General features: G+C 68.2%; 11 protein-coding genes. 8 read left to right on the top strand and 3 right to left on the bottom strand.

Annotation, left to right across the window (positions count from 1 at the left end; all coding sequences use genetic code 11):
- Nucleotides 1-696, top strand: coding sequence for a leucyl/phenylalanyl-tRNA--protein transferase (gene aat / locus ACP7AU_RS01215; protein WP_426035382.1), 696 nt, complete (start codon nt 1-3; stop codon nt 694-696).
- On the opposite strand, the gene ACP7AU_RS01210 is transcribed toward aat, so the two are convergent.
- On the bottom strand, nt 663-1,328 hold the full coding sequence (locus tag ACP7AU_RS01210; protein WP_426050258.1) for a DUF2155 domain-containing protein: 666 nt from the start codon (nt 1,326-1,328) through the stop codon (nt 663-665). The two genes, aat and ACP7AU_RS01210, sit on opposite strands and share 34 nt — an antisense overlap.
- Nucleotides 1,325-1,717, bottom strand: a complete 393-nt coding sequence (locus ACP7AU_RS01205; RefSeq protein ID WP_303695551.1) for an NADH:ubiquinone oxidoreductase subunit NDUFA12 — start codon at nt 1,715-1,717, stop codon at nt 1,325-1,327. The genes ACP7AU_RS01210 and ACP7AU_RS01205 overlap by 4 nt, the downstream gene beginning before the upstream one ends.
- A gap of 205 nt (nt 1,718-1,922) precedes the next feature.
- On the opposite strand from ACP7AU_RS01205, the gene ACP7AU_RS01200 reads away from it, so the two are divergent.
- The 4 genes from ACP7AU_RS01200 (at nt 1,923) to ACP7AU_RS01185 (ending at nt 6,639) form a co-directional block, all read left to right on the top strand.
- Nucleotides 1,923-4,691, top strand: coding sequence for a TSCPD domain-containing protein (locus tag ACP7AU_RS01200; protein ID WP_426050257.1), 2,769 nt, complete (start codon nt 1,923-1,925; stop codon nt 4,689-4,691).
- A gap of 6 nt (nt 4,692-4,697) precedes the next feature.
- Nucleotides 4,698-5,120: an acyl-CoA thioesterase gene (locus ACP7AU_RS01195; RefSeq protein WP_426050256.1), complete on the top strand. Its 423-nt coding sequence runs from the start codon at nt 4,698-4,700 to the stop codon at nt 5,118-5,120.
- Nucleotides 5,121-5,185: 65 nt separating this feature from the next.
- Nucleotides 5,186-5,668 carry a pentapeptide repeat-containing protein gene (locus ACP7AU_RS01190; RefSeq protein WP_426050255.1) on the top strand — a complete coding sequence of 161 codons (483 nt, stop codon included), beginning with the start codon at nt 5,186-5,188 and terminating at the stop codon, nt 5,666-5,668.
- A gap of 62 nt (nt 5,669-5,730) precedes the next feature.
- Nucleotides 5,731-6,639, top strand: a complete 909-nt coding sequence (locus tag ACP7AU_RS01185; protein WP_426050254.1) for a pentapeptide repeat-containing protein — start codon at nt 5,731-5,733, stop codon at nt 6,637-6,639.
- 41 nt (nt 6,640-6,680) lie between these two features.
- On the opposite strand, the gene aspS is transcribed toward ACP7AU_RS01185, so the two are convergent.
- Nucleotides 6,681-8,516, bottom strand: coding sequence for an aspartate--tRNA ligase (gene aspS, locus ACP7AU_RS01180; protein WP_426050253.1), 1,836 nt, complete (start codon nt 8,514-8,516; stop codon nt 6,681-6,683).
- Nucleotides 8,517-8,898: 382 nt separating this feature from the next.
- Here aspS and ACP7AU_RS01175 point away from each other — a divergent pair, with 382 nt between their 5' ends.
- The 3 genes from ACP7AU_RS01175 to ACP7AU_RS01165 all read left to right on the top strand — a co-directional run bounded on the left by ACP7AU_RS01175 (nt 8,899) and on the right by ACP7AU_RS01165 (nt 13,376).
- Nucleotides 8,899-9,582, top strand: a complete 684-nt coding sequence (locus ACP7AU_RS01175) for a chromosomal replication initiator DnaA (RefSeq protein WP_426035366.1) — start codon at nt 8,899-8,901, stop codon at nt 9,580-9,582.
- A gap of 93 nt (nt 9,583-9,675) precedes the next feature.
- The gene (locus ACP7AU_RS01170; RefSeq protein WP_426035364.1) at nt 9,676-11,892 is read left to right on the top strand and encodes an RNA degradosome polyphosphate kinase; all 2,217 of its coding nucleotides are present in this window, start codon (nt 9,676-9,678) and stop codon (nt 11,890-11,892) included.
- A 62-nt stretch (nt 11,893-11,954) separates the two neighbouring features.
- Nucleotides 11,955-13,376, top strand: a complete 1,422-nt coding sequence (locus ACP7AU_RS01165) for a Ppx/GppA family phosphatase (RefSeq protein WP_426036055.1) — start codon at nt 11,955-11,957, stop codon at nt 13,374-13,376.
- The last annotated feature ends 8 nt before the right edge of the window (nt 13,377-13,384 follow it).

Raw genomic sequence — 13,384 nt, 5'->3', positions numbered from 1 at the left:
GTGACCGATCCGGCGGCCAGCGCATTCACGCCGCCGGATCCGTTCGACGCCCACGCCCTGTTGCAGTGCTATGCCCACGGCGTCTTTCCGATGGGCGAGGACCGGGACGACCCGCGCGTCTATCTGGTCGAGCCCGAGCAGCGGGGCGTTATCCCGCTCGACTGCTTCCACATTCCCGCCCGTCTGCGCCGCACGATCCGCAGCGAACCGTTCGTCGTGCGCGTCGATACGGCCTTCGACGCGGTCCTACATGCCTGCGCCGCATCGGGGCCAGGGCGAGAGGACACCTGGATCAACGACCCGATCATGGGCCTGTATCTCGATCTGCATATGCGGGGTCACGCCCACAGCATCGAATGCTGGAGAGACGAGGTCCTGGTCGGCGGCCTCTACGGCGTCACCCTGGGCGGCGCCTTCTTCGGCGAGAGCATGTTCAGCAGTACCACAGACGCCTCCAAGGTCGCGCTCGTCCATCTGGTGGCGCGGCTTCGGCTCGGCGGCTGGCGACTGCTCGACGCCCAGTTCCGCACGCCGCATCTGGATCAGTTCGGTCTGCTGGAAATCCCGCAGCGCGCCTATCTGAAACGCCTGGCCGACGCCTTGCCCGCGATCCCGGACTCGTCCGCCCTCACCCGGCCGCTGTCAGGCACGGAGGCCGTGACCTATGCCTTGCAGCCCACGACCCAGGCATCATAGATCGGGTGTTGCAGTCCGCTGATGGCCGGGCTCGACGAGAACATCCAGCCCCGGAAGATCTGGCGCGCCGCGGCGCCGGCTGCCTTCGGCTGCAGAGTCACATCGACATAGGCGATAGCGTCCGAGACCAGTTCGTTCTCCGCCGAAACCTCGCAGGCGCGGGCGGTGAAGATCAGCGCCTGGTTGAAGCGTACCGGGCGACCGCCGACCTCGACCTCGAACCGCATGCTTTCGGCCGTGATCTTGTCGATCGCCTCGATGATGGCGACGCGGCGACGCTGGCGCGGGAGCACGGTATCGGCGGCCAGGCGTTTCGCCTTGTCCACTTCAGACTCGGCGTCCTCGTCTTCCTTGTCCGCATCGGCGTCGGCCTCATCCCCTTGCAGGGCGACCGTCTCGATCTGAATCGCGGGCGTCGGCGGGGTGATGGCGATGGGCACGGCCGGGGCGGGGTCGCCGGCGGGCGCCGTCTCTTCCGTCGGCGCGGTCGATCTCAGGACGTCGCCGATGGAATCGGGCGCCGGGGTCGCATCCTGGGCCGGCGCATTCTGCCAGCCGCCCGCGACCACGCCGCCCGACACGGCCAGTCCGACGACCGCCGTACTGATCAGCAGGATGCGAGCGCGGTTCATTCGGGCTTCCAGGCCTCGTAGTCGCCGGTCGCTGCCGGGCGCACGCCCTCCTCCAGCAGTGACCCTTGAGGATGCCAGGCCAGCGGCGTTCCGGTCATGTTGGGGCGGTGATCCAGTTCCCAGCGACGGCGCGGCAAAGGCGCCTCGGTCGGCGGCTCATCGAAAGTATAGTGCAGCCAGCCGTGCCAGTCAGGCGTCACCTTCGACGCCTCGGCGTAGCCGTCGTAAACGACCCAGCGGCGCTTGCGGCCGTCGTAGCTGACGTTGTCGCGCGACTGATAATAACGGTTGCCGTTCTCGTCGGTCCCAATCAGTTCGCCGCGCTTGGCGATTGTGAAGAGGGTGCCGATCGTCGCGCCGGACGTCCAACCGAAGATTCTGCCGAGCACGAGGCGATTCCAGTCCAGATTCGGATCGGCGGGAGCCCCGATCCACTCACCCGATCATAGAAACCGGCCGCGTCCGCGTCCAGCGTCCAACCCAAATCACATGGAGCAACATCTTGGGGGTAACCTCGCCTCAACCCGCTACATCTATTGCGGCGACCGTGCGGAGCGCCCTAGGCTGGCGAACCGATCCAGTCCGGGCCTGCGAATGCGTTTCACCCCCTTCCTGACCGACCTGTCCGCCTCCGTCGTGTGCGAAGCGCGCGAGATCGAGCGCGCCGACCGGGTTATCAGGGTGCTGGCCCCCGCCGGCTGGAGCGACGCCAGGGTCGAGTCGTGGCTGGACTGGTACGACCAGTCGCCCGATGACTGGCCCCGCCTCGAGGGGGCGCCGACCCGCACCGCGGCCGCCGGACCGCCCGTCCTGGACGGCGCACTGGATCGCTGGGCCGCCCGCCTCGCCGCCTGGGGCCGCTCCACCGGCATATTCCCGTCCGCGATCGCTGCCGACACCTTCGCTTCGGAACTGGTCGCCAGCGTCATTCTGGGGCTGGCCGCGCCGTCCTCAGTCCTGGCTGAGGGCGCGCGGACTCCCCCTGCAGCCGAGGATCAGCCCGGTCCGACGCGCAACGCGACCGTCTTCGATCTCGGCGACGCGGGGGTGCGCGCGCGATTTGAAAGCGACACGGCGCGGCGGCGCACCGCGCGCGTCACCGCCCACGCCCTGTCCGGTGTCACCCGTACCCTGCGGGCCGTGACCGACGCGGTCAGGCGTTGCGACGGCCCGGCGTCGGTATGCTCCGACCCCGCCGCCAACCCGGTCCTGGGCCGCGCCGCCCTCGCCGCCCGCCGGGCCGGCGCCGACGACACGGCCATCCTGGACGCCATCGCCGGACGGATGTTCTCCGCGCCAGAGCCCGAGCCGTTGAAACAGACGCGGGTCGTCGCGGTATCCGATCCCGACTCACCGATGGATGCCCCGCTGCGCGCCGCCGCCGACGGCTGCCTCGCCGATGACCTCGTCGTGGCCTTCTCCGTGCGCGACGCCGAGGCCGCTGCGGATCTCGCCATCGCTCCGGGCTGCGCCATCGCCCTGCCCGCCGTGGCCGCTGCCCTGCCAGACATGATCGCAGCACTGGACGCCCTCGCCCGGCTGTGGACGACGGCGCTGGAGATCGAGGTCGCCTGCGGCTTCGCTCCGGACGGGCGTCTGGCCCGACGGCGTCACGCCGTGCGTCCCGTGGTCCTGACGCTGGTGGGCGGGCTCGACTGGCTGGCCTCCCGGGCCGCCGGAGCGATCAACGAGACCGAGTTCGTGGCCGCCTCCAGCCTGCTGGCGGCGTCAGCCTCCCTGGCCTCCAGCGAACTGGCCGAGACCCTGCGCCCCGCCGCCGACTGGCCCGTCGCCGCCGAGGCCATCCTGGCCGCACTTGCGGCGCGCGAGGCGCGCCTCGCCGACCTGACGAGCGATCTGGGGCGCGCCGCGGCCCTGCGTACCGCCCAGGCCCACGCGGCCGCAAGCGCGTCCGGTCGCCGCCAGTGCCTTATCGCCACCCTGGCGTCGGACGCGGAGCGGGATCTGCGGCTGGGCGTCGCCCCCCTGTCCGGCGTCGAAGTCTTCCAGACCCGCGACGGCGAGATCGTTCGCCGCCTGCATCCGACGCTGGCCGTCGCCATCGCGGCCCAAGGCGGCGACGTGGAGGGCGCCGAGCGCTGGCTACTGGGCCGTCGGACGTTGGGGGACTCGCCGGCCCTCGGCCATGCCGAACTCTCGGCGAAAGGGTTCACAGAATTGGAGCTGGAAGCCGTCGAGACGGCTCTGACCCATGTCGAGCGGCTCGAAGACGCCTTTAGACCGCCGACGCTGGAAGCCGGCTTCATCCGCGACGTCCTGGGCATCGATCAGGAGACCCTGATTCAAGGCGGACTGCTGGCCCAGCTGGCGTCCCCCGATGAAATCGCGGCGGCGACGGAGCATGTGTTCGGGCATCAGGACCTGTCCGCCTGGCCCAGCACGCCCATGCGGCTGAAGACCGTTCTCGCTGACCTCGATGGCGCGGCCGCCGCCCTCATCCGCGCGGCGGAGCCGTCAAGCGACGTCGGGGACATGACATCGGTGGAGCTGCCCAGCCGGGCGGGCATCGGCGCCGCCATGGCGATGCTGACCCAGGCCGCATCCGAGGGCCGCCGCGCGATTCGTCTGTCCCGCCGTCAGGCAGCGAACCAGCCCCTGCTTCTGCTGCCGGATGTCGAACCGGCCCGGCGCGCGCCGGAACCCGCTCCCTCGCCCCGTCCCGCCAAGACCGAGCGGGTGGTCGAAAGGGTCATCGAGCGCGTCCGCACTCGCCGCAAACTCCCCGACCGCCGCAAGGGCTATATCCAGAAGGCCGCTGTCGGGGGCCACAAGGTCTATATCCACACCGGCGAATACGAGGACGGCGAGCTCGGCGAGATCTTCATCGACATGCACAAGGAAGGCGCCGCCTTCCGCAGCCTGATGAACAATTTCGCCATAGCGGTCTCGATCGGGCTGCAATACGGCGTGCCGCTGGACGAGTTCGTCGACGCCTTCGTCCTGACGCGGTTCGAGCCGGCCGGGCGGGTTACCGGCAACGATTCGATCGGCTCGGCGACCTCGATCCTCGACTACATCTTCCGCGAACTGGGCGTCAGCTACCTGGATCGGCACGAGCTGGCCAACGCCGACGCCGAGCCCCTGGACGCCGACGGTTTGGGCTCTGGCAAGGCTGACGAACTGGTCCCGGCGGCCCGTTTCATCTCCAAGGGCTTCGCGCGGGGCGCCACGCCTGACAATCTGGTCGTCCTGCCCTTCGGCCGCCGCACCGAGGCGCCCTTCGTCAGCGGCGACCACAGCGAGGCCGATGCCTGCCCCGCCTGCGGCGACTTCACCCTGCAACAGCGTGGGGCGGCCTGGATCTGCGACACCTGCGGGATCGCGCCCCAGATGCGTGGATAGGCGCAAATGTCCGGGTTCAGTTGCCCGCTCCGCGTCCGCTGGGGCGAGGTCGATGCCCAGGGCGTCGTCTTCAATCCCAACTATTTCGCCTATGCCGACGTCGCCGCGACCGAATTCTTCCGCGCCGCCGGGGTGATGACCGACGACCATCCCGACATGGCCCAGAGCTATGTCGTCGATGCGCGGGCCAGCTTTCGCAGTTCGGCCCGGTTCGACGACCTTCTGGACATGGAGGTCTCCCTGCCCCGTATCGGTCGCTCCAGCTATGAGCTTCGCGTCGATATCCGGCGTGACGGCCAGATCCTGACCGAGGTCTCGTTGACCTATGTCCGCGCCCTGGAGGGCAGATCCGAACCGCTCTCCGACGCCTATCGCGCCATGCTCGCCCGCGTGGCTGCTCCCGACCGAGCTCGGTTCAACAGATCGTAAGCACCTGTGCGCTAACCAAAGGGCGACGACTGCCGCCGGTTCGCCGGCTTCGGAGCACGACCGCCGTGAAACGCCTGATCCTCGCCGCCGCCCTGACCCTTATCGCCGCCCCGGCCCTTGCCCAGAACGCTGGCCAGATCGCTCGTGTGCGCGGCGGCGCCAGCTGTTCCGGCTGCAATCTGTTCCAGGGCGACTTCTCGGGGCTGGAGGCGCGCGGCCTGAACCTCAGCGGCTCCCGGCTGCGCCAGGCGGACCTGAGCCTGGCGGTGATGAACCGCACCCGGTTCTCCAGCGCCGATCTGCGCGATGTAGAGGCCTATGGCGGCGTCTTCTCCAGTTCGAACTTCAACCGCGCCGATCTGACCAACGCCAGCTTCGTCGGCGCCTACCTGGAGGGGGCAAGCTTTTCGGGCGCGACCCTGACAGGGACCAACTTCTCCGGCGCCCAGCTGGCGCGCGCCACGGGCCTGATCCAGAGCCAGCTGAACCGGGCCTGCGGCGACGCCGCGACCTCCCTGCCCGGAAGCCTGCGCATTCCCGCCTGCTGAAGACCTCTATCCTTACCGCGATTTAAGTAGGGTTTCGCGTGATCAGGGATCATCTAGAGGGCGTGAATCAAGCCTTGGTCTTCTCCCGCCGTTTTTCCACCGCCTTGTCGGCCCTGGCGCTCTTCGCCGGCCTCTCGGCGCTCGCGGCACCGGCCGCGGCCGAAGTGAGCCTGCCGTTCCAGGACCGCGACGTAACCCGGATGATCTCACTGGGGGGGGCCTGCCACCGCTGCGAACTGTCGGGCCGCAACCTGGCCGGCGCGACCTTCACCGGCGCCAGCTTCATCAGCGCGACCCTGGTCGGAGCGGATCTGCGTGGCGCCGAACTGGTCGGCTCAAACTTCTCGAACAGCGACTTCACCGACGCAAACATGACCGGTGTGCAGATTCAGGGATCGAACTTCGGCGGCGCGGTCTTCATCAACGCCAATATCAGCGGAGCGGAGGCCCAGGGCGCCGTCTTCAGCCGCGCTGATCTCAGCCGGGCCAACCTGTCGGGCGCCGAACTCATGGGCGCGAACATGAACGGCGCGGTGCTGTCAGGGACCAATCTGTCCAACGCCGAGCTGTTCGGCACCACCCTGGCCAACGTCAGTGCACGTGGAGCCTCCTTCGCCAACGCAGAGCTGAACGCCGCTAACATGGCCAACGGCGACTTCAGCGCCGCCAACTTCAGCAACGCCCAGCTGGACGGAGCCCGCCTGTCCCAGGGGACCTTCGGCCGGGCCCGTTTCACCGACGCCTCGATGCGCCGCGCCGACATCCGGGGCGCCGACCTGTCGAGCGCCCGGGGCCTGACCCAGGCCCAGATCGCGCAGGCCTGCGGCGACTCCTCGACCCGCCTGCCGAACGGTCTCAGCGTCCGGAGCTGCGGCTCCCGGGTCATGATCCGGACGCCTGCGCCGCCGTTCCCGCCCGCGCCTCCGGCGGCGCCCTCGCCGCGCCGCAACTTCGCCAGCGCCGACCACTGATCGCGGCGGCCGTCGAAGCCGCCGCTCTGTGGGCGGAAGCCCTACTTCAGCGGCAGGCTCTGGCGGATGTGCAGTTCCTTGTACTGACGGTCCTGCGCCTCGGCCGGGGCGCTCATCAGCAGATCCTGCCCCTGCTGGTTGAGCGGGAAGGCGATGACCTCACGGATGGCGACCTGGTTGGCGAGCAGCATGACGATGCGGTCGATGCCGGGCGCCAAGCCCCCGTGCGGGGGCGCGCCGTAACGGAAGGCGTTCAGCATGCCGCCGAACTGCTCCTCGACCACCGAGGCATCGTAGCCGGCGATTTCGAAGGCCTTGAGCATGATCTCGGCCTTGTGGTTCCGGATCGCGCCCGAGCACAGCTCATAGCCGTTGCAGACGATATCATACTGATAGGCGCGGATGGTCAGCGGGTCCTGGGTTTCGAGAGCCTCCAGCCCGCCCTGCGGCATCGAGAAGGGGTTGTGCGAGAAGTCGACCTTCTTCTCTTCCTCGGACCATTCGAACATCGGGAAGTCGACGATCCAGCAGAACTTGAACTGCGCCTCGTCGACCAGCTTCAGCTCGGTGGCGACGCGGGTGCGGGCCAGACCGGCGAATTTGGCGAAGACCGACGGCAGACCGGCGGCGAAGAAGGCGGCGTCGCCCTTGCCGAGACCCAGCGCAGCCATCAACGCGCCGGTGGCCTCGCCGAGGTTCTTGGCGATCGGGCCGCCCCAGGCGTTGTTGTCATCCGACCAGAAGATGTAGCCGAGGCCGGGCTGCCCTTCGCCCTGGGCCCAGGAGTTCATGCGGTCGCAGAAGGCGCGCGAGCCGCCGGTCGGGGCCGGGATGGCCCAGACGGCGTTCTTGGGGTCGGCGCCGAGGATCTTGTTGAACAGGCCGAAGCCGCCGTCGCGGAAATGCTCGGAGACGTCCTGCATCTTGATCGGGTTGCGGGTGTCCGGCTTGTCCGTGCCGTACCACTTCATCGACTGTTCGTAGGTCAGGCGCTCGAAGCCGGCGTGCTCCAGCGTCTGGCCGAAGTCGTTGGTGAAGGTGTGCGACGCGCTGATCGGCGAGACCGGCTTGCCGTCGGCGAACTCCTCGAACACGCCGTGCATGACGGGTTCGATCGCTGCAAAAACATCCTCTTGCGTGACGAAGCTCATCTCGACGTCGAGCTGGTAGAATTCCAGCGAACGGTCGGCGCGCAGGTCCTCGTCGCGGAAGCAGGGGGCGATCTGGAAATAGCGGTCGAAGCCCGAGACCATCAGCAACTGCTTAAACTGCTGCGGGGCCTGCGGGAGCGCATAGAACTTGCCCGGGTGAAGACGCGACGGCACGAGGAAATCGCGCGCGCCTTCGGGGCTGGAGGCCGTCAGGATCGGGGTCTGATATTCGAGGAAGCCCTGACCGACCATGCGCTGGCGGATCGAGGAGATCACGCGGCTGCGGAGCACGATGTTCTTGTGCAGGGTCTCGCGGCGAAGGTCGAGATAGCGGTGCTTGAGGCGGATTTCCTCGGGGTATTCCGGCTCGCCGAAGACCGGCAGCGGCAGTTCGGCGGCCTCGGACAGGATCTCGACGCCCGTGACGCGCAGCTCGATCTCGCCGGTCGGCAGGTTCGGGTTCACCACCGAGGCGTCACGGGCGACCACTTCACCGTCCACGCGGATCACGCTTTCGGCACGCACGCGCTCAACGGCTTCAAAGCCCGGGGTCTCGGGGTGGAAGACCAGCTGGGTCAGGCCGTAGTGGTCGCGCAGGTCGATGAACAGCAGACCGCCGTGGTCGCGCTTGCGATGCACCCAGCCGGACAGACGCACATTGGAGCCCGCGTCCGAAGACCGGAGGGCGCCGCAGGTGTGGGAGCGATAGGCGTGCATGTCGGACATCGGGGGGAAATCGTCTGAATCGGCCGCGAAACGGCGGGAATTGGAAGCGGCGTAAGGCGCATCCGCGCCCCCGAAAGTCAAGGTCGGACGCCGGTTTCGGGCCCTGCGCGACTCCAAAAACGGAGTCGATAGAGTCGACGGAGTCTACACGTTCGCGGCCGACGTCCGAGCCAGCCCCGTAGTCTATACCCGCAGACCGCCAAGGCGCGGACGAGAGGCCTCGATGCCCGCCCGCCGGGAAGAGGCGCCTTCCAGAGCGTCGAATGACTTTTTATGTTTGACGTCAGAAGCGGTCGCAGCGGTCCACAGGGCCGGATCGTCTGTCCACGTCGCAAGACAATCCCGTATCAGGACAATCCGGGCGATCTGCTATGGTGAAGCCATGTCGGTGCGCCGTCCCCTTCGCGAACAGCTCAGACTGCCCCTGACCCGGGAGGCGTCGCATGGCGCGATGGCCTTTGTGCGCTCGGCGTCCAACGCCTTTGCTGTCGATGCGCTCGCTGCCTGGCCGGACAGCGCGGGTCAGGTCATGGCCATCTGCGGTCCCGCCGGATGCGGCAAGAGCCATCTGGCCGCCCGCTGGGCTGAACGGGTCGGCGCCATCCCTCTGAACGGGGCCGAGGCGGCGCTGGCCGATCCGCTCGAGCTGGAGGGCCGCCCTGTCCTGCTCGACATCGCCCAGGACGCCGACGACGAGACCCTGTTCCACCTGATCAACCTCGCCCAGCACGACGGCGGCGCCCTGTTGATGGTCTCGCGGCCATCGCCGCGACGCTGGGATGTGGCGGTGCCGGATCTGCGGTCGCGGCTCGATGCCGTGCGGGTGGTGGCGATGGAGGCGCCGGACGACAACGTCCTGTCAGCCATCCTGACCGCCCGTTTCGCCGAACACAGCATCACGCCGGGTGAAGGCGTGATCGACTACCTGGTCAGACGCATCGACCGGTCGGCAGCCGCCGTCGCCGACGTGGTCGACCGGCTGGATGCGGAGCACAGGCCGGTCACGCGGACATTGGCGCGGCAGGTGCTGGAACTCTCGTCTCCGTCATCCTTGGACGAAGCGTAGCGGAGATCCGAGCGGGACCGAGGGTGGGGGCGAGGATGACGGAGAGTTATGGGAAGGGTTGCAGCCGTAACAATCGCGCCCCACAACCGGCCCATGTCCGACGCCGCCATTGCCGACGCCACCCGGGGCGAGGAAGTCCCCTCTTCCCGAGCGCCCCAGCTGCACCTGGACGAGGCCCTGATGGCCTCGCCCACACGGTTCTTCAATCGCGAGATCAGCTGGCTGGCCTTCAACGCGCGGGTTCTGGAAGAAGCCGCGAACCCCAGCCACCCGCTGCTGGAACGGCTGCGGTTCCTGTCGATCTCGGCCAATAACCTCGACGAGTTCTTCATGACCCGCGTCGCCGGTCTGAAGGGTCAGGTGCGCGAACGGGTGCGGGTGCTGTCCGCCGATGGCCTGACGGCCGCCGAACAGCTGGAAAAGGTCAACGTCGCCGCCGGCGAGCTGATGGACGAACAGCAGGAACGCTGGCGCCAACTGCGCAAGGAACTGACCGGGGCCGGGATCGAGGTTGTTCAGCCAGGCAAGATCACCAAGACGGACAAGGAACGGCTTGAGCCCGAATTCCTGAACCAGCTGTTCGCCGTGCTGACGCCGCTGGCCATAGACCCGGCGCACCCCTTCCCCTTCCTGCCCAACCTCGGCTTTTCCCTGGCGCTGAAGCTGCGCCGTAACCGGGACAACAAGACGCTCTATGCGCTGGTGCCCGTGCCGACCCAGGTGCGGCGCTTCTGGGAACTGACCGGCGACGGGCGGTCGGTGAAGGGGCGCAGGCGGTTCATCTCGCTCGAAAACGTCTTGCTGCTGTTCATTGAGCACCTGTTTCCGGGCCACGAGGTGCTCGAGAAAGGCGTGCTGCGCCTGATCCGCGACTCGGACATCGAGATCGAGGAGGAGGCCGAGGATCTGGTGCTGGAGTTCGAGGAGGCGCTGAAGCAGCGTCGTCTGGGGTCCGTCGTGAGGGTAAAGATCGAGGCGTCGATGCCGGCCGATCTACGCGATTTTATCATCGGCGAACTGGAGGCCGCGCCCCAGGATGTCGTTCTGGTCGACGGCATGCTGGGCCTGGCGCAGATGGGCGAACTGATCCCCTCCGGCCACCCGGACCTGAAGTTCCCAGGCTATGAGCCCCGCTATCCGGAACGGGTTCGCGACCAGGGCGGCGACGTTTTCGCCGCGGTACGCGAGAAGGACATCCTCATCCACCACCCGTTCGAGAGCTTCGATGTGGTGGTGCAGTTCCTGCGTCAGGCGGCGCGCGACCCCAACGTCATCGCCATCAAGCAGACGCTCTATCGCACCTCCAAGGACAGCCCGATCGTAGCAGCCCTGATCGAGGCGGCCGAGAACGGCAAGAACGTCGTGGCCCTGGTCGAGATCAAGGCCCGGTTCGACGAGGAGGCCAACCTGCGCTGGGCCCGCGCCATGGAGCGGGCCGGAGTCCACGTCGTCTTCGGCTTCGTCGAATACAAGACCCACGCCAAGCTCAGTGTCGTCGTGCGGCGCGAGGGCGATGCGCTGAAGACCTACTGTCACTTCGGCACCGGCAACTATCACCCGATCACGGCCAAGATTTACACCGACCTCAGTTTGTTCTCCTCCGATCCCGTGCTGGCCCGCGATGCGTCGCGGGTGTTCAACTACATCACCGGCTATGCCCAGCCCGAGGATCTGGAAGCGCTGGTCGTCTCGCCCCTCAACATGAAATCGACCCTGATCGAGCTGATCGGCAAGGAGATGTCGGCGGCGGCCAAGGGCAAGCCGGCGGCCATCTGGGTCAAGCTCAACGCCCTGGTCGATCCCGAGATCATCGATGCTCTGTACCGCGCCAGCCAGTGGGGCGTGCGGATCGAACTGGTCGTGCGCGGCATCTGCTGCCTGCGTCCCGGCGTACCGGGGCTGTCCGAGAACATCCGAGTCAAGTCGATCGTCGGGCGGTTCCTGGAACACAGCCGCATCATCTGTTTCGCCAACGGCAAGGACCTGCCGCACGACAAGGCAAAGCTGTTCATTTCCTCGGCCGACTGGATGACCCGCAATCTCGACCGGCGCGTCGAGATCATGACGCCAGTGTTCAACGCCACGGTCCACGACCAGGTGCTGGACCAGATCATGGTCGCCAACCTGAAGGACGACGCCCAGAGCTGGGTTCTGGGCGCCGACGGCGGCTACACCAGGGTCACGCCGGCCGATCCGGCTCGGCCCTTCTCGGCCCACAAATACTTCATGACCAACCCCAGCCTCTCGGGCCGGGGCCGAAAGGTGAAGACCCGGCCGGAAGCGCTGCGCTACGATCGGCCCGGTCAGTGAACGCACTCTATGCGACGCCGCGCGAGGCGGCGGTGATCGACATCGGCTCGAACTCCGTCCGCATGGTGCTGTATCGGCTGGAAGGCCGCGCCATCTGGACCGTGTTCAACGAAAAGGTCCAGGCCGGCCTCGGCCGCGACCTGCCGGAGACCGGCAAACTGTCGCCGGCGGGCGTCGAGTTGGCGATGACGACGCTGCGCCGGTTCGCGGCCGTGCTGGAGGGGGTGCGTCCCGCCTACACCTTCGTCGCCGCCACCGCCGCCGTGCGCGAGGCCGCAGACGGCCCGGAGTTCTGCGACCGCGTCGCCGCCACGACGGGCCTGCGCGTCCGTGTCCTGACCGGCGAGGAGGAGGCGAAATACGCCGCCCTGGGCGTCCTCGCCGGAGAGCCGCGCTCGACAGGCGTCGCCGCCGACATGGGCGGGTCCAGCCTGGAGCTTATCAAGGTCGGCGACGGGACCGCGTCGTCAGGCATCACTCTGCCGCTCGGGCCATTCAGCCTGGCCGATCCGAAAGGGTTCGACGCCGGGCGACTGCGCGCCACGATCGCGGAACGGCTGAGACCGGCGGCGAAACGATTCGCCGCCGACGAACTCCATGCCGTGGGCGGCGGCTGGCGCTCTCTGGCCCAGTTGCACATGGAGATGAGCGGCTATCCGCTCCGCATCGTCCACCAGTACGCGATGAGCGCCGAAGACGCGCGCGGGGTGGCCCGACTGGTGGCTCAACAATCGAAGGCCTCGCTCGACCGCCTTCCGGGCGTCTCAAAACGCCGCGCCGAGACCCTGCCCTACGCCGCCCTGGTGCTGGAGGGACTGATCGATACCCTGGGACTGAAGACCCTCACCTTCTCCGCCTGGGGTCTGCGCGAAGGCCTGCTCTACGAGACGCTCGATCAGGACGAGGCCCCCGCCGATCCGCTGATCGCCGGAGCCGCCGCCCTGGGCGCGCGCCAAGGCATTTCGCCGGCCATGCCGGCCGCCCTTAACGCCTGGCTCGCCGATGTCATCGCCGCCTTGCCCGTGGCCTTCGACCGCGAACGCGACGCCGTCCTGGCCGCCGCGGCCTGCCGCCTCGCTGACCTCGGGGCCCGGCTGCATCCCGATCACCGGCTGGAACTGGTGTTCGATCAGGTGCTGCGCGCGCCGATCCCGGGCCAGACCCACCCCGAGCGCGTGTGGCTCGCCTGCGCCCTGAACGGTCGCTACGGCGGCGGGGCTTCGACGCCCGCGCCGGCTGCCGTCACCCGCCTTCTCAGCGATGACGCGCGGGTCAGCGCCCGGGCCCTGGGCCTGGCCATGCGGCTGGGCTGCGACCTGTCGGGCCGCTCGCCCCAATTACTGGCCAACGCCTCGGTGACCGTGAAGAACGGCGCGCTGAAGCTGACCGCGTCGCCCGGCTATGCCGACGTGCTGCTGGGCGAACAGACCCGTCGCCGCGCCAAGGCCCTGGCCGAGGCCATGGGGCTGAAGCTGGAGATCTGAACGGGCGG

Origin of the sequence: Brevundimonas sp. SL161 (assembly GCF_049896985.1) — a bacterium.
GTDB lineage: Bacteria > Pseudomonadota > Alphaproteobacteria > Caulobacterales > Caulobacteraceae > Brevundimonas.
Note: the sequence above shows the minus strand (reverse complement) of the source record. Positions and strands in the feature narration are given on the sequence as shown.

What these genes read in the sequence shown, in the direction of transcription:
- ACP7AU_RS01210 (WP_426050258.1), bottom strand. Translation starts at nt 1,328, where the DNA reads ATGAACCGCGCTCGCATCCTGCTGATCAGTACGGCGGTCGTCGGACTG.
- ACP7AU_RS01200 (WP_426050257.1), top strand. Translation starts at nt 1,923, where the DNA reads ATGCGTTTCACCCCCTTCCTGACCGACCTGTCCGCCTCCGTCGTGTGC.
- ACP7AU_RS01195 (WP_426050256.1), top strand. Translation starts at nt 4,698, where the DNA reads ATGTCCGGGTTCAGTTGCCCGCTCCGCGTCCGCTGGGGCGAGGTCGAT.
- aspS (WP_426050253.1), bottom strand. Translation starts at nt 8,516, where the DNA reads ATGTCCGACATGCACGCCTATCGCTCCCACACCTGCGGCGCCCTCCGG.
- ACP7AU_RS01175 (WP_426035366.1), top strand. Translation starts at nt 8,899, where the DNA reads ATGTCGGTGCGCCGTCCCCTTCGCGAACAGCTCAGACTGCCCCTGACC.
- ACP7AU_RS01170 (WP_426035364.1), top strand. Translation starts at nt 9,676, where the DNA reads ATGTCCGACGCCGCCATTGCCGACGCCACCCGGGGCGAGGAAGTCCCC.
- ACP7AU_RS01165 (WP_426036055.1), top strand. Translation starts at nt 11,955, where the DNA reads ATGGTGCTGTATCGGCTGGAAGGCCGCGCCATCTGGACCGTGTTCAAC.